The sequence below is a fragment of the Amycolatopsis sp. YIM 10 genome, from assembly GCF_009429145.1.
Classification (GTDB): Bacteria; Actinomycetota; Actinomycetes; order Mycobacteriales; family Pseudonocardiaceae; genus Amycolatopsis.
In genome coordinates, this window is sequence record NZ_CP045480.1 from 7,423,002 (window position 1) to 7,441,245 (window position 18,244).

The following is an 18,244-nucleotide window of genomic DNA, read 5'->3' on the forward strand; positions in this document are numbered from 1 at the left end:
CCTTCTATGACAACACAGAACGTAGCCACAAAGTCAGCCCGCCCAGCCGGATGGCGGCGGGCGGGCTGAAGATCACCTGGTGATCAGCTCGAAGCGGTCAGCTCACGGAGCGGGCGGCGGCGACTGCGGGCAGCCCCCACTGCACTGGGTACCGACCTCGTGGTTGTGCCCCTCGTGCTTGTCCTCGGGCTTCTCGACCGACTGGTCCTTGCGGTTGGACTCGGTGGTGGTCATGCGATCTCCTCCCCTGATGATCTGTACTGCACCAACCGGGCGACGCAGATGGGCCGGAAGTGCTGGACCGGTAGCTCTGTGTCCCCCATTCGCCGGTTCCCTCAAACCGCGAACGGCCCAATGATGGCACAACGGACCAATGATCGGGAAAATTTTCCACACACTGTCACCACCTACCCGGTTCACCTGCACCGATACCGCCACCCGGCCTACCGCTGAGTGGCAAACGGAGCCAGCGCAAAAGAGTGCTACCGGAATTTTGTTACCATCGGAAACATGACGGTTGACCAGGCTCTGTCCACCCGCGACCGGATCCTGCGCGCGGCCGCGGCACTGTTGCAGGACGGCGGCCGCGACGCGGTGTCCACCCGCGCGGTGAGCGCGGCGGCCGGAGTGCAGGCACCCGCGCTGTACCGGCTCTTCGGCGACAAGGACGGCCTGCTCGACGCGGTGGCCTCCTACGGGTTCGAGGAGTACCTGGGGCGCAAGCAAGAACTCGGCGAGACCGGCGACCCGGTCGACGACCTGCGCCGCGGCTGGGACCTGCACATCCAGTTCGGCCTGACACGGCCAGCTTTCTACGCGCTGATGTACGGCGAAGCGCGCCCCGGCGGGCCGTCGCCCGCCGCGCGGGAGGCCGCCGCGATGCTGCACGGCATCATCTCGCGGATCGCCGCCGCCGGACGGTTGAAGATGAGCGTGGAACGGGCCGCCGAGCTGACGCATTCCACCGGCGTCGGCGTGGTGCTTTCACTGATCGCCCAGCCGGAAGCGGAGCGCGATCCCGAGATTCCCACGGTGGCCAGGGAAATGGTGGTTCGCACGATCACCACCGGCGAAGCCGGGCCGAAGTCCACTGTGGATCTCCCGGCGCGCGCCGTCGCGCTGCGTGCCGCGCTCACCGGCGACGTACCGTTCAGTCCGGCAGAACAGGCCCTGCTCGGCGAGTGGCTCAACCGCCTCGCCGACGGCTGAGCGCGGCCAGCCAGGGCAGCCAGCGCTCATCCGGTCCGCGCCCTGGATTCCAGCCGGAATGCGTGCACACATACCCGACGGCCAGCCCGGTCTCCCGGTCCGCGAAGCCCAGTCGCCCACCGGCACCGGCGTGGCCGAACGAGGCCGGACCGAGCAGCGGTGACGCACTGCGCGGAAGTTCGAAACCGAGCGAAAACCGTTGCGGGTGCGGCATGACCGCCGGTGTCGGCAGGCCGTCGGTCTGCGGGGTGCACGCGCGGTCCAGCGTCGCCGGTTTCAGCAGTCCATTGAGGACGGACGAGTACAGTTTCGCCAGCGAGCGCGCGTCGCCGATGCCGTTGGCCGATGGGATCTCCGCGGCTCGTCCTGCCCGTGTGGTGAGCAGTTCGGCCAGCGCCGTCCGGTTCGGACCTATCGGCGAGACCCGGTTTTCCCGCGCGGCCGGCAGTCCGATCCACAGGTCGAGGCCCAGCGGGCGGGCCAGTTCCTCGTCGAAGAACCGGCCGACGGTGGTGCCGGTGACCCGCCGGATCACCTCGCCGACCAGGAAGCCGTACGTGGTCGAGTGGTAGGCGAAAGCGGTGCCCGGTGCCCACGCCGGGGTCAGCGCGGCGAGCGCCGCGACGCACCGGTCCCAGTCGAGCAGATCCTCCCCGTCGAGGTCGAAGGCGGGCAGCCCGGCGCGGTGGGACAGCAGGAACGCGACCGGCATCGCGGTGCCGAACTCGGGCCAGTAGTGCGTCACCGGCGCGCCCAGGTCCAGGTCACCGCGTTCGGCGAGCAGGTGCGCGCAGATCGCCACCAACGCCTTCGTACCCGACATGGTGACCGAGATCCGGTCACCCGCACCGGTGGTCCAGAGGTCGACCACCGGCTCACCGTGCTGGTGGACGGCCAATTGCGCACCACCGCCGTGGTCCAGTTCGAACGCCTCGCGCACGTCCTCGAAGCCGGGCGCGACCGTGCCTTCGATCATCGCAGCGCCGGCATCCCGGCCATGAGGGCGAACAGGGCGCGTTCGAGCGTCGGCACGAACGGCGGGCACATCGCCTTCAGCGCCGGATCCTGCGCGTACACCTCGAGCAACGTCAACGGCGGGTTCGCCGCGGGGTACAGCGCGGCGGCGAAGATCGTGCCCGCGGCGGCGACCTCGAAGCCCTCGGCCGCGGTCAGGCCGATGCCGGTCCGTTCGATCGCCTCGCCCAGTTCGCCGAGCACCACCTGCACCTGCTGCTTGAACGCGCGGGCGGCCTCGACCGACACGTTGTGCTCCAGGGTGGTCGCGGAGTGGCCGAGCAGATCGCAGAACAGCGGGCGCGCCTCCAGCGTCTCGGCGATCGCGGTGGCCAGCTTGTCGGCGGCGTTCACCCCGGCCAGCCTGCCGGTCAGCGCGGCACCCCACTCGGTCCAGCACTCCGCGGCCAGCTCCAGGTAGATCTCCTCGCGTGTGCCGAAGTACCGGATCACGTTGGACTTGGCCAGGCACACGGCGGTGGCCACGTTCCCCAGGCTGACCGAGCGCACGCCGGACTTCAGCGCGAGTTCGCGAGCGGCGGCGAGGATCGCCTCGCGCCGCTGCCGCTTCTGCTCCGGCCTCCTGGCCCGGACGAATCCCTGTCCCATCTCGGGCCACAGCATACGACCCAGGTTAAAAGAACGCCGTCCTCTTGTTAAGAGACCGCCGTTCCGTTATCTTGGGCAGGACCGAACCGACAGGAGGACCAGTGACCGAGCTGCGCTTGCGGGTCAACGGAACCGCCCGGGCGCTCAGCCTTCCGCCGCAGGTCAGCCTGCTGGACGCGCTGCGCGAGCACCTTGGGCTGACCGGCACGAAGAAGGGCTGTGACCAGGGCGCCTGCGGGGCGTGCACGGTGCTCGCCGACGGGGTGCGGATCAACTCGTGCCTGGCGCTGGCCGTGCAGTACGACGGCGCCGAGATCACCACCGTCGAGGGCTTGGACGACCCGCTGCAGGCCGCGTTCGTCCGCCACGACGGCCTGCAGTGCGGTTACTGCACCCCCGGCCAGCTCTGCTCGGCGATCGGCATGCTCGACGAACACCGGTCGGGCGCGCCGAGCGCGGTCACCGCCGACGTCGGCGCGCCGCGGGCCGAGCTGACCGACGCCGAGATCCGCGAGCGGATGAGCGGCAACCTGTGCCGCTGCGGTGCCTACAACGGCATCGTCGACGCGATTCGCGAGGTGGCCACGCCATGAGGTCCTTCGCCTACCACCGCGCCACCGACGTGCCCGGCGCGCTGCGCGCCATCACCGCCGAGCCGAACGCGAAGTTCCTCGGCGGCGGCACGAACCTGGTCGACCTGATGCGCGCCACCGTCGAGCAGCCGGGCACGATCGTCGACATCAGCCGGTTGCCGCTGACCGAAGTGGAGGAACTGCCGGACGGCGGCGTGCGCGTCGGCGCGCTCGTGCGCAACAGCGCGCTGGCCGCGCATCCGCTGATCCGCACCCGCTACCCGGTACTCACCCAGGCCGTGCTGGCGGGCGCGTCGGCCCAGCTGCGCAACATGGCCACCGTCGGCGGCAACCTGCTGCAGCGCACCCGCTGCCCGTACTTCTACGACCAGGCTTCGGCGTGCAACAAGCGCGAGCCGGGCAGCGGCTGCGACGCGCTGGGCGGGTTCAACCGCGGCCACGCGATCCTCGGCACCGGCGAGTCGTGCATCGCCACCCACCCGTCCGACCTGTGCGTGGCGCTCGCCGCACTGGACGCCACGGTCGAGGTGGAGAGCCTGCGCGGACTCCGGCGACTGCCGCTCACCGAGTTCCACCGGCTGCCGGGTGACACTCCGGCGGTGGAGACCGAGCTGGCCGCCGACGAGCTGATCACCGCGATCGAGCTGCCTCCGCTGCCGTTCGCCGCGAACTCCCGGTACCGCAAGGTGCGCGACCGCGCCTCATACGCCTTCGCACTGGTCTCGGTCGCCGCCGCACTGGAGGTCCGCGACAACACGGTGACCTCCGTCCGCCTGGCCCTCGGCGGCGTCGCCGGAAAGCCCTGGCGCGCCACAGAAGCCGAACGCTCCCTACTCGGCGCCCCCGCAACCGACGACTCCTTCCACACCGCCGCCGACGCCGAACTCGCACCCGCCGTCGGCCGCGAACACAACGCATTCAAAATCGAACTCGCCCGCCGCACCATCACCGCGACGCTGCGCCAACTAGCCAGCAGGAGCGCGGCATGACCCACCTACAGAACACCCCCGCCGCCAAAACCGCCCGCCACCCACTCCACCAGCTCACCACACACCCAAGCCACACCACAAAAACCAACCACCCCCTACTCGAAGCCCCATCAACCAAGAAACCCTCCCAAACCCCCGCGGACCCCAAACCCGCCCCAGCCAACGACGGCCCCCTCCACCAGACCGCCACAAACCCACGGCCCACCGCAAAAACCAAGCACGCCCCACTCGACGCCCCAATGACCAAGAAACCCTCCCGCACCGCGACCGAAGCCGAACTCGCCCCAGCCGCCAGCCACCCATTCGACCAGGTCGCCGCGCAGTCACAGCGCACCACAAAAACCGAACACGCCCTGCCCGGCGCTCCAACAACCAAGCAATCCTTCCGCGCCGCCACAGAACTCGAACTCGCCCCAGCCGCCAGCCACCCGTTCGACCAGGTCGCCGCACAGCCACAGCGCACCAAGGAAACCGAACACACCCCACTCAACACCCCAGCAACCGAAGCACCTTCCCGCACCACCGCGGCACCCGAACACGCCCCAGTCATCGGCCGCCCCCTCCGCCAGATCGCCCCAAAACCACGGCCCACCACAAAAACAGAACACCCACTACCCGGCACCCCAACAACCGAGAAGCCCTCCCGCACCACAGAAACCGAACTCACCCCAACCGCCTACCGCCGGCAAAGCGAACTCACCCGGCGCACCATCACCGCGACACCGCGACAACTGACCAGCAGGAGCGCGGCATGACCCAACTCCAGGAAGCCCCCGCAACCAAGGCCGTCGGCCGCCCGCTCGATCGGGTCGACGGCGCGGTGAAGACCACCGGGGAAGCGCGTTACGCCGCGGAGTTCCCGTACCCGGGCCTGGCCTACGCGAGCATGGTGCACTCGACCGTGGCCCGTGGCCGGATCACCGCCATCGACACCGCGGCCGCGCTCGCCGTGCCCGGGGTGCTGGCCGTGATCACCCACGAGAACGCGCCACCGATGAAAAAGCCGGCCAAGCCGAACCCGTTGAACCTGAGCACGCTGGCCTCGGGCACCAGGGTGAACTACCTCAACACCGACGAGGTGTTCTGGAACGGGCAGCCGATCGCGGTGGTCGTCGCCGACACGCTCGAAGCCGCCCGCGAGGCCACCGCACTCGTGCGCGCCGAGTACGAGGTTCTCAAGTCCACTGTGGACTTCAACGCCGAGCAGGGCAACGCCAAACCCCAGCCGAACAGCATGATCCAGTCCGGCGGCGCGAAGAAGGGCGACGCCGAAGCCGCACTCGCCGCCGCCCCGGTCTCGGTGGACCTGCGGTTCTCCACCCCGGCGCACAACCACAACGCGATCGAGCCGCACGCCACCACCGCGCTCTGGGATGGCGACCGGCTGACCGTGCACGAAGCCACGCAGAGCGTCGACTGGGTGCGACGGCATCTGGCGCTGAAGTTCGGCGTGCCGGTCGGCGGGGTCCGCGTGCTCGCGCCGTTTGTCGGCGGCGGGTTCGGCGGCAAGGGCGCGGTGTGGGCGGGCACCGTGCTGACCGCGCTCGCGGCCAGGGTGACCGGGCGGCCGGTGCGCATGCTGCTCAGCCGCGAGAGCGTGTACCGCACGGTCGGCGGGCGGACACCGTCCACGCAGCGGGTCGCGCTCGGCGCGGACACCGACGGGCGGCTGACCTCACTCATCCACACCAGCATCACGCAGACCGGCAGCGGGGGCGGTGGCCCGGAGCAGGTCACCTCGCAGTCTCGGCACCTCTACGCCGCCGAGAACATCCTGGTGCAGCAGAACCTGGTCGAACTCGACACCACACCGAACACCTTCATGCGCGCGCCCGGTGAGTCCATCGGCACCTTCGCGCTGGAGGCCGGCGTCGACGAACTGGCCTACCGGCTCGGCATCGACCCGATCGAGCTGCGGATGCGGAACGAACCGACGGTGAACCCGCTGGACGGCAAGAAGTTCGCGCACCGGATGCTGCGCGAGTGCTTCGTGCGCGGCGCCGCCGAATTCGGCTGGGCGGACCGGACCCCGGAGCCCGGCTCGATGCGGGACGGGCAGTGGCTGGTCGGCTGGGGCGTCGCGGCGGCGTACCACCCGGCGTGGCAGTTCCCGGCCAACGTGCGGGTGCGCTGGTCGGCCGACGGCTCGGTGCTGGTCCGCTGCGGCTTCCAGGAAATGGGCATGGGCGCCGCGACCGCACAGGCGCAGATCGCCGCGGACGCGCTCGGTGTCCCGGTCGACTCGGTGCGCGTCGAATACGGCGACACCGCATTGCCGATCGGCCCCAGCGCGGGCGGCTCCGCCCAGACGGCCAGCATCGCGGCGAGCCTGCTGTCCGCCTGCGAGAAGCTCACGAACGCACTGGGCGCGCTGGCGAAGAAGCACCCCGGTGGCTCCCCCGCCGAGATCATCACCGCCGCCGGAAAGCCGTACCTGGAAGTCTCGGTCGGGGCCGATTCCGGGTTGGGCGCGGTGGCCGGGCAGGTCCGGTTCATGTCGAAGTTCGTGATGGACCAGCGGCGCTGGGTGAAGGCGGCCAGCGGGGCGCACTTCTGCGAGGTGCGCGTCGACCCGGACACCGGCGAAACCCGGATATCCCGCTGGACCGGCGTCTTCGACGTGGGCCGGGTCATCAACGCGAAGACCGCCACCAGCCAGCTCAAGGGCGGGATCGTGATGGGCATCGGCATGGCACTGTCGGAGGAAACCCTCGTCGACCCGCGTACCGGGCGGATCATGAACCCGAGCCTGTCGGAGTACCACGTCCCCGTGCACGCCGACATTCCACCCATCAACGTGCACTACCTCGACGTCCCAGCCCCGACGATGCCCCTGGGCCTGCTGGGCATCGGCGAGGTGGGCATCACCGGCGTCGCCGGCGCCGTCGCGAACGCCATCCACCACGCCACCGGCAAACGCCTACGAGACCTCCCCCTCACCCTGGACAAACTCCTCTGACCCCGCACCAACCCTGTGGGCTAAGCCTCCAGGACGAAGAAGAGAAAGCTGGGAGCCGTCGAGAGCAGATAGAAATCCTCGGGGAACTTTTCCTTGGCGGCCGGTATCGGCTGCGGTTCGCTGATGAGCGAGATCCGGAAGCCCGCCGCGGTGAAGGCGTCGGTCATGGCGTGCAGTGGGCGGTTCCAGTACCTCACTGGGGCCGCCACATCGCCCAGCATCATTTCGTCGGTCGAAGCGTAGGTCGCGAAGTAGTCCGGCCGCGTCCCCGAAAGGCGCGCGAAGCAGTACTCGGCCGTGGGGTGGTTGACCGAAATGATGAGCCGTCCGCCTGGCTTGAGTACGCGGCGCGTCTCGCCGAGGGTCGGGCCCCAGTCCTCGAGGTAGTGCAACACCAGCGAGGCGATGACGTCGTCGAAGGTGTCGTCCGGGTAGGGCAACTCCTCCGCCAGGTCGGCGACCCGCAGGTCCGCGTCGGAACCGAGTCGGCGCAGGGCCAGGTCGACCATTCCGGCGCTCCGGTCGAAACCGGACACCAACGCGCCCCGGTCGCGCAGCGCCTCGAACAACGGGCCCGCGCCGCAGCCTGCGTCGAGGATCCGCCTCCCGGCCACGTCCCCGGCGAGGGCCAGCGTCGCGGGCCGTTCGTAGTAGGCGTTGTTGAGACTGCTTTCGTTCTCGGCGTCATACGCCTCGGCGAAGCTGTCGTAGTCGTTCACCCCTGCGGTCATGGCGCCATCCTGGCCCGGCCGCCCCGAACACCGCCACTTTCGCAGGTCAGGCCCCGACTTCGCCGTCGATGGCCTCGCGCAGGAAGTCGGCGTGGCCGTTGTGCCTGGCGTACTCGTGAATCAGGTGCAGCATCACCAATCGCAGCGAGACATCCTCGCCCCAGCGGGAGTTGTGCCCGGTCACGTCGAGGGATTCCGCTTCACGCTCGATCCGGCGGGAATGCTCCACTTCGGCCCGCCACGCCTCGAACGCCTCCTCACGGGTGGCGTTCGAGGCGTCGTACGCCGCCTGGAAGTCCTTTTCGGACGACCAGAGGAACGGAAGGCCTTCTTCTCGGTTGATCACCCGGCGGAACCAGGTCCGCTCCACTTCGGCCAGGTGACGGACCAGCCCGAGCAGCGAAAGCGTCGACGGCGGGCTCGACTGCCGCCGCAATTCCTCTGTGGACAATCCTTCGCACTTCATTTCCAGCGTGGCGCGGTGGAAGTCCAGGAATGCGCGCAGCGTTTCGCGTTCGTCCCCGCGCAGCGGCGGGCTGATCCGGTCGATCCCCATGGCGGGCATCCTACGGCGTGAGGTCGTAGACCGACTGCCCGCCGATCGTGGTCGCGGTGAAGTTCGCCTCCACCCATTCGGCGATCTCGTTGCTCCCCCCGCCTGGCCCGCCCATGCGACCGCCGTCGGTGATGTAGTAACCGATCTTGCCTTCGGCCACGTACTGCTGGAACTGCGCCAGCGTCGGCGCCGGGTCACCGCCGTTGAACCCGCCGATCGGCATCACCGACTTCCCGCTGACCAGCTGGAGCGCGGCCGCACCACGCGTGCCGTTGCTCGCCGCGGCCCACTGCTCGGGACTGGCCTGCAACGCGGCGACCAGGTCCGCCGACGGCGCCTCCCCCTCCGGCATGCCGAAGGCCATTCCGCTCGCGGGCCCGGAAATCGGGATCGAGCCGGAGTGCGGCACGGCCGCGGTGGCCATCCCGAACACCAGCGTGCCCGCCAACCCGACGGTCACCGCCGCGACCGCCACCGCCCGCGTGACCCGGCGGAACTCGTGCACGCCGACCGCGACCGCGGTGGCGACCAGGATGCCGAGCACCAGGATCGTCCAGCGGATCGCCGGCTGCCACGCCGAGGACCGGTCGAGCAGGATGTAGCTCCACACCGCGGTCACCGCGACCATGCCGGCCAGGAACAACCGGGGCGCGAGGTGCTCACGGCCGCGCCACAGCTCGCGCCCGCTGATCGCCACCACCGCGGTGATCGCCGGCGCCAGCGCGACCGCGTAGTACGGGTGCACGGTGCCCTCCATGTAGCTGAACACCAGCGCGGTCACCACCAGCCAGCCGCCCCACAGCACCAGCGCGGCGCGCGTGCGGTCGGTGCGCGGCCGCCAGCGGGTGAACCAGAGCCCGGCGACCAGGCCGATCAGCGCGGCGGGCAGCAGCCAGGAGACCTCGGTGCCGAAGCTGTCGCCGAACATCCGGCCCAGCCCGGTTTCCCCGCCGAACCCGATGTTCCCGCCACCGGCGCCGCCCATGCCGCCGCCGTTGCCGGCACCGCCGAAGATGCGGCCGAGCCCGTTGTAGCCCAGCGCCAGGTCGAGTTCGGTGTTGTCGGCGGACCCGCCGATGTACGGCCGCGAGGACGCGGGCCACAGATCCACGACCGCGATGTACCAGCCCGCCGAAACCACCACGGTGACAGCCGCGCCGAACAGGTGGAGGAGCCGCTTGCCCAGTCCCGTCGGCGCGGCGATCAGGTACACCAGCCCGAACGCGGGCAGCACCAGGAACGCCTGCATCATCTTGGCCAGGAAGCCGAACCCGATCGCCACGCCCGCCAGCGCCAGCCACTTCGGCGACGCCTTCTCCAGCGCGCGCACCACGCAGTAACCGCCGAGCACCAGCAGGAAGGTCAGCAGCGCGTCCGGGTTGTTGAAGCGGAACATCAGCGCCGCCACCGGGGTCACCGCCAGCGCGGCACCGGCGAGCAATCCCGCGCCGGGACCGGACCACCGGCGGACCGCCGCGTACAGCAGCACCACCGAGCCGACGCCGAGCAACGCCTGCGGCACCAGCATGCTCCAGCTGGAGAAGCCGAAGATCCGCCCGGACAGGCCCATCAGCCACAGCGCCGCGGGCGGTTTGTCCACGGTGATCGTGTTGCCGGGGTCGAGCGAACCGAAGAACCACGCCTTCCAGTCCATCGAACCGGCTTGGGCGGCTTCGGCGTAGAACGAGTTGGCCCACCCGGACGCACCGAGGTTCCACAGGTACAGCACGGCCGTCGCGAGCAGCAGCCCCCAGAAGGCCGGCCGCACCCAGCGGGGCGGCACTGTGTCCGAAGTGGACGGCGCAGGGCGGGCGGGGGCGGTCAGGGTGGCGGTCACTTGTTCTCCGATCGGTTGCGGCGGGGGTTGAACACCCAGCCGCGCAGCAGCAGGAAGCGCAGGACGGTGGCGGTGAGATTGGCCAGCACCAGCACGATCAGCTCGATCGGCTGGGACGGGCTGGTGGCCGAGTGCAGCAGCGCCAGCGAACCACTGGTCAGCCCGAGGCCGAGCAGGAACACCAGCATGCCTTCGAGGTGGTGGCGACCGGCACCGGCCGCGCCGCGCACGCCGAAGGTGAGCCTGCGGTTGGCCGCGGTGTTCGCCACCGCGGTCACCGCCAGTGCCACGAAGTTGGCCGCCTGCGGGCCGAAACCACCGCGCAGCAGGACAAACAGCAGCAGGTAGGCCAGCGTGCTGGCAACGCCGACGGCGGCGAACCGGACCAGTTGGCGGACCAGTCCGCCGGGCACGCCGGGCGCGTTCACCGGGGCCGGCGCGCGGTTGAGCTGGTCGCGCAGCCTGCCGATCGGCACGGTGCCGGTGGCCAGCGCGCGGGCGAGCCTGGCGATGCCGCGCAGATCGGCGATCGCGGTCGAGACGATGTCCACGCGGCTGTCGGGATCGTCCACCCAGTCCACCGGAACCTCGTGGATGCGCGCGCCCGCGCGTTGCGCCAGCACCAGCAGTTCGGTGTCGAAGAACCAGCCGGTGTCGGCGACGTGCGGCAGCAGTTCGCGCGCCACATCCGCGCGGATGGCCTTGAAGCCGCACTGGGCATCGGAAAAGCGTACCGAGAGCGTGCCGCGCAGCAACAGGTTGTAGCAGCGCGAAATGATCTCCCGCTTGGCTCCACGCACCACCCGCGCACCGCGCGCCAGCCTGCTCCCGATCGCCACGTCGGAGTGCCCGGAGATGAGCGAAGCGACCAAAGGGGACAGTGCGGCCAGGTCGGTGGACAGGTCGACATCCATGTACGCCAGCACTTTCGCGTCCGAGGCCAGCCATACCGAGTGCAAGGCGCGGCCGCGCCCTTTCTGCTCCAGCCGCACCGCGGTCACCTCGGCCAGCTCACCGGCGAGGCCCTCGGCGATCGACCAGGTCCGGTCGGTGCTGGCGTTGTCGGCGATGGTGATCCGGAACCGGTACGGGAAGCGGCGGCTCAGGTGCCGGTGCAGTTCCCGCACGCTGGGGCCGAGATCGGTCTCTTCGTTGTACACGGGCACCACGACGTCGAGCACCGGGGCCGGGCCGTCCGTCTCGACCGGCGCGCGCCGGGTGTCCGCGGGCAGAGTCGCTGTCATGGCTACGAAACTGGTGGCCCGGGCTGGGTGCTCCTTGTGCTGATCCTGTGGCGCGCCTGTGAGCGGAAGCCATAGGCCGGGCCAAGCCGTCACACAGCGGGCGCACAGGGAACGCCTCGAAGCTGAGCCTCAGCCGGCGTCGAAGCCGGAGCGACGAGGAGTGAGTTCAATGACCGAGCCAGCCAGCCCCCAGCCTTCCGAGCCGGCCCCGGAGTGGGGCGCGCCGGCGCCCCGGCCCCGGTGGTCGGGCAAGAAGACCGCGGCCGCGGCGGCGATCGCGGTCGGTATCGCGGCGACCGGCGGGATCGCCGTCTACGCCGCGAGCGGCACCTCCACCACCGAACAGGGCGGCCCCGGCGGCATGATGACGAACGGCGGCGGCCCGATGATCCGCCTGCCCGACGGACTGGCCTCCGCGCTGCACGGCGAGTACACCGTGCCCGACGGCAAGGGCGGTTACACCACCGAGGTGATGCAGTTCGGCCAGGTCACCGAGATCAGCGCGACCTCGGTCGCGGTGAAGAGCGAGGACGGTTACACCAGGACCTACCCGATCGACGGGAACACCACCTTCGGCCGCGGCAGCGCGGACGACATCGCGAACGGGGACTCGGTCACCGTCACCGCCGCTCCCGGGGAAGGTGCCGTGGCCAAGACGGTCTCGGAACGCGTCCTGCAGGGCGGCCCGCAAGGTGGCCAGCCCCCGCGGAACGGCCAGCAACCGCAGAATGGTCAGCAACCGCCGGGCAACTAGACGCGGTTGGTCGAACCCGGTCAACAGCGGTGATTTGCCAGGAAGCAACCACTGAAGCGGGTTGGCACGAAAGAGTTCCTAGGCCACAGCGCCGGGCCGGCGCGGGGGGTTCGCGGAAAGCCAACCGGGTTCCGCGGCCTCTCGCAGCCGGTCGAGAATCGCGGTGGTGGACAGGCAATCGGCCATCGGTTCCCGGTCGATCTCCATCCGCCAGGCGCGGAACATCATCTCCAGCGACGCGGCGCCTCGGCTGTCGGTCATCGGGTACCTCTCACAGGTCAGACGTAGCCTCGACCCGGATACCCACTGCGCGGCCGCCTTACACCTCTATCGAGTGAGACCTGCGTCACAAATGGATCACGACAGCGCGTACCCGCCGTCGACCACCAGGACCTGGCCGGTGACGTAACGCGCGTCCGCCGACAGCAGGAACATCGCGGGCCCGACCAGGTCGGCCGGGTCGGCGAGGCGGCCCAGCGGCACACGCTCCACCACCCGGCGGCGGCTGCGCCGGTCCGCGAGCGGCCCGGGCGCGATGCCGTTCACCCGCACTCCGCTCGGCCCCAGCTCCACCGCGAGCCCGCGTACCAACTGCGAAACCGCCGCCTTGGTCGCGCCGTAGGGCACCGCGCCGACCGCCGCGCGCTCGGCGGTCACCGACGAGACAGCCAGCACCGCGCCCGAACCGCGCCGGGCCATCGACGGCGCGGCCGCGCGCACCATCCGGTACAACGCGCCGACGTTCACTTCGGACTGCCGCTGCCAGTCGGCTTCGCTCAGTTCGACCGCCGGGGACCACACCTGCTCGTCCGTGGCCAGCACCAGCAGTTCCGGCGGACCGTCCAGTTCCATCAGGACATCGGCGGGCAGGCCGCTCTCGCTCGGGTCGCCGAGCACCGCGCGGCCGCCCAGCTCGGCGGCCAGCACCTGGGCCGCCGGGTCCTGGTCGACCAGCAGCACCTCGGCGCCCGCCTCGGCGATGGCCCTGGCCAGCGCGGACCCGATGGCCCCGGCCGCGCCGGTGATCACCGCACGGCTGCCGGTGAACTCGTGCGCGGTCAACTCGTTCTCCACTGCCGAGAGATCTCCGGCAGAGTCTAGCCCGGCGGCCACCTACCATGTGGCGCATGGCGGGAACAGGCGGTTTGGGCGAGCTGGAACGCGCGGTGATGGACGTGCTGTGGGACCGGGAAGACGCCGATCCGGTGACGGTGCGCGCGGTCGCCGACGCGCTGGCCGAGCGCAAACCGGCGTACACCACGGTGATGACCGTGCTCGACCGGCTGGCGAAGAAGGGTTTTGTGCTCCGCGAACGCGACGGCCGCGCCTGGTCCTACCGCCCGGCCGCCAGCCGTGACGCCTACGTGGCCCGGCTGATGCTCGACGCGCTCGAACTGACCGGTGATCGCGAGGCCGCGCTGACCCACTTCGCGCGCTCGGTGAGCAATCCCGAGGCCGAAGCGCTCAGCCAGGCGCTGGACAGGCACCGGAAGTCGCGATGAGCGCGGTCGCGCACCTGGCGGTGACGCTGGTGCTCTGCCTGCTCGCCGTGCCGCCGCTGCTGGGCGCGCGCTGGAGCAGCCAGAGTCCCGGCGCCGCGGTGGTGGCCTGGCAACTGCTGCTGGCCACCGGCGTGCTGTGCGTGGTGGGCCTGTTCGGCGCGCTCGGGCTGGCGCCCTACGACCGGCCGATGCTGCCCGCGCTGGGTGAGTTCACCGAGGACCTGAGCACCGGCCTGCCGCCGGAGATGACGCTCGCGCGGCTCTGCTGGCTGATCGCCGCCGTGGTCACCGCCGTGCTGGTGCCGGTCACCGTGGTCGCGTCCACTGTGGGCGTGCTGCGGATCCGGCGCCGCCAGCGCGATCTGCTCGCGCTGCTCGGGCGCACCGATCCGGCCGCGCCGGGCGCGGTGGTGGTGGACCACCCGGCGCCGATGGCCTACTGCGTGCCGGGGCTGCGGCCGCGGATCGTGGTCAGCTCCGGCACGCTGGAGATGCTCGATCGCGGTCAGCTCGCCGCGGTGCTCGGGCACGAGCGGGCGCACGCGCGCGAACGGCACGACCTGGTGCTGGTGCCGTTCACCGCGTTGCGCCGGGTGCTGCCGAATTCGCGCTATGCCAAGGAAATCTCGGCCACCGTTGCCTTGCTGCTGGAGATGCGCGCCGACGACAGGGCCTGCCGGGCGCACCCACGCGGCTGCCTGCTGGCCGCGCTGCGGCGCTTCCGCGACGGCGGGTTCACCACCCCGGCCGGCACGCTGGGCATCGAGGGCGACATCACCGCGCGGCTGGACCGCATCGCCGAGCCCCGCCGACGGCAGCTGCTGCCCGCCCGCTGGATCGCGCTCGCCGCGACCACCGCACTGGCGTCGACGCCGGTCAGCCTGTTCCTCTGGCCAGGCTGAGCCGGGCCAGGCTGACCAAGCCTCTGGCCAAGCCAGGCTCGTCTTGTATCATGTTGTTGATACAAGACGGGAGGTTCCACCGTGCAGTGGGACAACGTGCTCGGCGTGGCGGTGATCATGGGCCTGTTCGGCCTGCTCATCCTGATCCCGCTGTGGCCGGGCGAAAAGCAGGGCGTGCGGGTGCTGCGCCGGTGGGGTGTCAGCGATCCGGGCCCGGCCGACGTCGGTGAGGCCGTGCGCTACCTGCGGCGGCGCCGGTTCTGGTATCCCTGGCTGTTCCTCGGGCTGCCCGCGCTGGCCACCGCGAGCGGCCTCGACAAACTGCGGGACGCCGGCCCGCTGCTGGTGCTGGTCACCCTGCTGTTCGGCGGGCTGATCGCCGAAGTGCTCGCGCAACGGCCGACCAGGGCGCGGCAGCGGGAAGCCACGCTGGACCCTCGCGGCGTACTCGACCTCATTCCCCTGTGGGGCTTGCTTTCCTACGTCGCGATCGTCGCGATCACCGCGGTGTGGCTGGCCATCGGCCGCGCGTGGCTGCTGCTCGGCGTGGTGGCCGCCGTCGCGGTGCTCACCTGGCTGATCGTCCTGCTCGCCGTGCGCCGTCCGTCCACAGGGGACAGTGCGGTGGACAGGGCCCTGCGCACCAGGAGCGTCCGGGTCTCCACCGGGCTCGGCGCCGCCACCACCGCGGTGCTCGCCGCTCCCGTCACCGAGGTGGTCACCTGGTTGCTCCTGCTGGCCGCGGTCACCGTCTGGATCAACCTGGCCGGCGGTGATCGGGCGGTACGGGCCTGATGACGTTGAAGGTGGTCGTCGACGCCGACAGCGGCGTCGCGCCGTGGCGGCAGGTGCACGACCAGATCGTCCGGCTGATCACCGCGGGCGCGCTGGTCCCCGGCGCGCGCCTGCCGCCGATCCGCCAGCTCGCCAGGGACCTCGCGCTCGCGTCGGGCACCATCGCGCGGGTCTACCGCGAACTGGAGACGGGCGGCTGGGTGCACACCGCCCGCGCGAAGGGCACCGTGGTCACCGAAGCCGCCGACCGGCCCGGCCGGGACGCGCTCCTGCACGCCGCCGCCGCCGAATACGCGCGCACCGCGCGGGAGCTGGGGGTGGACAGGGAAACCGCGCTGGCCGCCGTTCACTCGGCCTGGTCCGCACTCGAATCCGGCAGCGCGTAAGCTGGACACTGTCGAAGGCAACCCGACGTGGCGCGTCCAAGCACCCGTCGTCTCCGGCACCCAGTCCGGCCGGTTCTCCTGGCCGGGGACGGGAGCACCGGATGAACCTGCCCATGGCCGAAGCCGTCGAAAGCCAGCCGAGTAACGCCTGTCCGGCGTGCTCGCACCCACTGGAAGCCCACGACCGGCTCGGTGACCGCTACTGCACCGCCACCGTCGCAGGTGGATTCGACCGCGGTTGCATCTGTTCCCGCGAAACTCGCCTTATGAAGGCTTAGGAGCCGAAATGACAGTCGAAACCCCGTACATCTCCCGTTATGAACAACGCGTCAAGCTGATCGGGGAGGCGGTGCAGGCCAACTCCAAGCTCAAGGAGAAGGAAGCCACCGCGCTCGCCGTGCACATCCTGCAGGCGATCGACTCGGCCCCGGAGCGGATCCGCTAGTTCCGCACGCCTGGCGCCGAGGAGTAGGGCAACACCTGTTCCGGGGCGTCCGGCTGGACCACGACCAGGTCGATGTCTTCGGCGAAGCGGTACGGCCGTGGCGCCAGGATGCCGCCGAAGTGCCGTCGCAGCCGGGACATTTCGGCGCGCACGGTGACCGTTCGCGCCGGGTCGCCGAAGAGGTCGGCGGCCAGTTCCGCGGCCGACCGGCCCGCCGGGTGCCGCGCCAGTACGTAGAGCATCTCGGCGTGGCGCGGGCTCAGGTTGTGCGACCACGTCCCGCCACTGCCGGACACGGTCAGCACCGCCTGCCGCGCGCCCGACACGTCGAGCACCACCTTCGTCGGCGCCGGGTGCTCCTCGTCGACCAGCCGCACCAGCCAGCCGCCGGGCAGCGGCTCCAGCACGCACCCGCCGTACGCGGGCAGCCAGGTCCGCCCGGCCGCGCACCGCGACGGCAGCGCCACCCGGTCGACCGGCGCCAGCCCGGCCGCCGCGGCGACCCAGCCGTGCGCGTCGATGACCACCGCCCGGCCACCCATCTTCGCCAGCGTCGGCACGGCGACCGCGCGCAACCGCTCCAGCTCACCGAGGTGCGCGGTGCGCAGCTGCGTCTCGGCCAGCTTGGCGACCGCGTCCACCAGGGCCAGCGTGGTCGCGTGCACGGTTTCCGCCGGTCCGGACAGGTCGACGACACCGAGCAGCCGCCCGTCCCGTGGATCGTGCAACGGCGCCGCCGCGCAGGTCCACGCGTGGTGCGAGCGAACGTAGTGCTCGGCCGAGTACACCTGCACCGGCCGCCGCGCGACCAGTGCCGTCCCGATGGCGTTCGTGCCGACCACGTCCTCGTGCCAGTCGACGCCCTCGGTGAAGCCGAGCCCGTCGGCGCGCCGCCGGACCTGGGTGCTGCCGTCACGCCAGAGCACCCGGCCCTCCGCGTCGACCACCACCATGATGTGCGCGGCCTCCTCGGCCAGGCTGATCAACCCGCCACGCAGGGTCGGCAGCGCCTCGGCCAGGCCGCTTTCACGACGCCGCGCCTCCAGCTGGTCCGGGCCGAGCGGCGGGCGCTCCACCCCGCGGTCCGGATCGATCCCGAGGCGCCGCATCCGCTGCCACGAAGCGCCGATCACCGACCGCGGGCGGCTCGGCAGGGCCGCACCGGTCAGCGCGGCCTCGTGCACGCGGGCGAGCACGCGCGCGTACCGGCGGGGATCGGCCCCCGCCGGTAGCGCTGCCTCGAGATTTCCGGCGACCACCCGGTCAGTGTGGCTCTCGTGCCCCTCGAACGAAAGCCCCCGGTTCAAGCCGGGATCCACCAGCACCTTCATCTTGAGCCCGGCGTGCAGTGCGGCGAAGCCCTCGTCGACCACCTTGTCCAGCGGGATGTGCTCGACCCAGCCCGTGGTGTCGTAGTGCCCGGCCGCCATCAGGCCGATCACCGCTTCGTAGTCACGCGCGGTGTAGCACAGTGACCCGCGGATGCCTCCCTTCCGCCAGCCCACCACCGCCCTCAACGGACGCGCTGCCTGCGATGCCCGAGGCAGTCGAGCGCCGCCCGGCGCACCGGCGAGGGCTCCACCACGGTGATCTTCTCCACGCCCAGCCCGCGCAGGGCGAACCAGACGCCGATGCCGATCGGCCCGGCACCGAACACCACCGCCGAGGAACCGGCCCGACCTCACCGAGCACGGCCGCGTGATAGGCCACCGACATCGG

General features: G+C 70.9%; 23 protein-coding genes. 12 read left to right on the forward strand and 11 right to left on the reverse strand.

Translation table 11 applies throughout. The annotated features are described in order from the left end of the window. Positions 1-102: 102 nt before the first annotated feature. Positions 103-234: a hypothetical protein gene (locus YIM_RS49755; protein ID WP_255462764.1), complete on the reverse strand. Its 132-nt coding sequence runs from the start codon at positions 232-234 to the stop codon at positions 103-105. A gap of 276 nt (positions 235-510) precedes the next feature. Between YIM_RS49755 and YIM_RS34980 the strand changes: the two genes are divergently transcribed. After that, positions 511-1,209 carry a TetR/AcrR family transcriptional regulator gene (locus YIM_RS34980; RefSeq protein ID WP_153034378.1) on the forward strand — a complete coding sequence of 233 codons (699 nt, stop codon included), beginning with the start codon at positions 511-513 and terminating at the stop codon, positions 1,207-1,209. Here YIM_RS34980 and YIM_RS34985 read toward each other — a convergent pair. Then, a complete protein-coding gene (locus YIM_RS34985) occupies positions 1,187-2,185 on the reverse strand; it encodes a serine hydrolase domain-containing protein (RefSeq protein WP_153034379.1) in 999 nt (332 codons plus the stop codon). The genes YIM_RS34980 and YIM_RS34985 overlap by 23 nt on opposite strands. Further along, complete coding sequence (locus YIM_RS34990; protein WP_228004212.1) at positions 2,182-2,847, reverse strand: TetR/AcrR family transcriptional regulator; 666 nt, start codon at positions 2,845-2,847, stop codon at positions 2,182-2,184. Before YIM_RS34990 ends, YIM_RS34985 begins: the two co-directional genes overlap by 4 nt. Before the next feature lie 86 nt (positions 2,848-2,933). Between YIM_RS34990 and YIM_RS34995 the strand changes: the two genes are divergently transcribed. From YIM_RS34995 to YIM_RS35010, 4 genes are all read left to right on the forward strand, one after another. After that, complete coding sequence (locus YIM_RS34995; RefSeq protein WP_153034380.1) at positions 2,934-3,425, forward strand: 2Fe-2S iron-sulfur cluster-binding protein; 492 nt, start codon at positions 2,934-2,936, stop codon at positions 3,423-3,425. Then, positions 3,422-4,414: a xanthine dehydrogenase family protein subunit M gene (locus YIM_RS35000; protein ID WP_153034381.1), complete on the forward strand. Its 993-nt coding sequence runs from the start codon at positions 3,422-3,424 to the stop codon at positions 4,412-4,414. Before YIM_RS34995 ends, YIM_RS35000 begins: the two co-directional genes overlap by 4 nt. 239 nt (positions 4,415-4,653) lie before the next feature. After that, the gene (locus YIM_RS35005) at positions 4,654-5,169 is read left to right on the forward strand and encodes a hypothetical protein (protein ID WP_153034382.1); all 516 of its coding nucleotides are present in this window, start codon (positions 4,654-4,656) and stop codon (positions 5,167-5,169) included. After that, positions 5,166-7,373, forward strand: coding sequence for a xanthine dehydrogenase family protein molybdopterin-binding subunit (locus YIM_RS35010; RefSeq protein WP_153034383.1), 2,208 nt, complete (start codon positions 5,166-5,168; stop codon positions 7,371-7,373). The genes YIM_RS35005 and YIM_RS35010 overlap by 4 nt, the downstream gene beginning before the upstream one ends. A gap of 20 nt (positions 7,374-7,393) precedes the next feature. Here YIM_RS35010 and YIM_RS35015 read toward each other — a convergent pair whose 3' ends face one another. The 4 genes from YIM_RS35015 to YIM_RS35030 are packed head-to-tail and all read right to left on the reverse strand — an operon-like array spanning position 7,394 to position 11,741. Beyond that, positions 7,394-8,104 (reverse strand): class I SAM-dependent methyltransferase, encoded by a 711-nt coding sequence (locus tag YIM_RS35015; RefSeq protein ID WP_153034384.1) that lies wholly within the window; start codon positions 8,102-8,104, stop codon positions 7,394-7,396. Between the two features lie 46 nt (positions 8,105-8,150). After that, complete coding sequence (locus YIM_RS35020; RefSeq protein ID WP_153034385.1) at positions 8,151-8,660, reverse strand: DinB family protein; 510 nt, start codon at positions 8,658-8,660, stop codon at positions 8,151-8,153. A 10-nt stretch (positions 8,661-8,670) separates the two neighbouring features. Further along, positions 8,671-10,497, reverse strand: a complete 1,827-nt coding sequence (locus YIM_RS35025; RefSeq protein ID WP_153034386.1) for a glycosyltransferase family 39 protein — start codon at positions 10,495-10,497, stop codon at positions 8,671-8,673. Next, entirely contained in the window at positions 10,494-11,741 is a 1,248-nt protein-coding gene (locus tag YIM_RS35030) for a glycosyltransferase (RefSeq protein WP_153034387.1), read from the reverse strand. The genes YIM_RS35025 and YIM_RS35030 overlap by 4 nt, the downstream gene beginning before the upstream one ends. Positions 11,742-11,910: 169 nt before the next feature. On the opposite strand from YIM_RS35030, the gene YIM_RS35035 reads away from it, so the two are divergent. After that, positions 11,911-12,495 carry a hypothetical protein gene (locus YIM_RS35035; RefSeq protein ID WP_153034388.1) on the forward strand — a complete coding sequence of 195 codons (585 nt, stop codon included), beginning with the start codon at positions 11,911-11,913 and terminating at the stop codon, positions 12,493-12,495. Positions 12,496-12,573: 78 nt separating this feature from the next. Here the strand turns inward: YIM_RS35035 and YIM_RS35040 are convergent, their stop codons facing one another. Then, positions 12,574-12,756 (reverse strand): hypothetical protein, encoded by a 183-nt coding sequence (locus tag YIM_RS35040; RefSeq protein ID WP_153034389.1) that lies wholly within the window; start codon positions 12,754-12,756, stop codon positions 12,574-12,576. 96 nt (positions 12,757-12,852) lie between these two features. Then, entirely contained in the window at positions 12,853-13,569 is a 717-nt protein-coding gene (locus YIM_RS35045; protein ID WP_228004213.1) for an SDR family NAD(P)-dependent oxidoreductase, read from the reverse strand. Positions 13,570-13,622: 53 nt separating this feature from the next. Between YIM_RS35045 and YIM_RS35050 the strand changes: the two genes are divergently transcribed. From YIM_RS35050 to YIM_RS48725, 6 genes are all read left to right on the forward strand, one after another. After that, positions 13,623-13,997: a BlaI/MecI/CopY family transcriptional regulator gene (locus tag YIM_RS35050; protein WP_153034390.1), complete on the forward strand. Its 375-nt coding sequence runs from the start codon at positions 13,623-13,625 to the stop codon at positions 13,995-13,997. Further along, on the forward strand, positions 13,994-14,899 hold the full coding sequence (locus YIM_RS35055; RefSeq protein WP_153034391.1) for a M56 family metallopeptidase: 906 nt from the start codon (positions 13,994-13,996) through the stop codon (positions 14,897-14,899). Before YIM_RS35050 ends, YIM_RS35055 begins: the two co-directional genes overlap by 4 nt. Positions 14,900-14,980: 81 nt before the next feature. Further along, on the forward strand, positions 14,981-15,694 hold the full coding sequence (locus YIM_RS35060) for a hypothetical protein (RefSeq protein WP_153034392.1): 714 nt from the start codon (positions 14,981-14,983) through the stop codon (positions 15,692-15,694). Beyond that, positions 15,694-16,080 (forward strand): GntR family transcriptional regulator, encoded by a 387-nt coding sequence (locus YIM_RS35065; protein ID WP_153034393.1) that lies wholly within the window; start codon positions 15,694-15,696, stop codon positions 16,078-16,080. The genes YIM_RS35060 and YIM_RS35065 overlap by 1 nt, the downstream gene beginning before the upstream one ends. Positions 16,081-16,193: 113 nt before the next feature. Continuing rightward, a complete protein-coding gene (locus YIM_RS48720) occupies positions 16,194-16,358 on the forward strand; it encodes an RGCVC family protein (RefSeq protein ID WP_228005054.1) in 165 nt (54 codons plus the stop codon). An 8-nt stretch (positions 16,359-16,366) separates the two neighbouring features. Continuing rightward, the gene (locus YIM_RS48725) at positions 16,367-16,525 is read left to right on the forward strand and encodes a DUF6307 family protein (RefSeq protein WP_194239856.1); all 159 of its coding nucleotides are present in this window, start codon (positions 16,367-16,369) and stop codon (positions 16,523-16,525) included. Here YIM_RS48725 and YIM_RS35070 read toward each other — a convergent pair. Beyond that, the gene (locus tag YIM_RS35070) at positions 16,522-18,033 is read right to left on the reverse strand and encodes a GAF domain-containing protein (RefSeq protein ID WP_370469036.1); all 1,512 of its coding nucleotides are present in this window, start codon (positions 18,031-18,033) and stop codon (positions 16,522-16,524) included. The genes YIM_RS48725 and YIM_RS35070 overlap by 4 nt on opposite strands. Positions 18,034-18,038: 5 nt before the next feature. Continuing rightward, positions 18,039-18,185, reverse strand: coding sequence for a hypothetical protein (locus YIM_RS49425; protein WP_228004214.1), 147 nt, complete (start codon positions 18,183-18,185; stop codon positions 18,039-18,041). Positions 18,186-18,244: the final 59 nt, after the last annotated feature.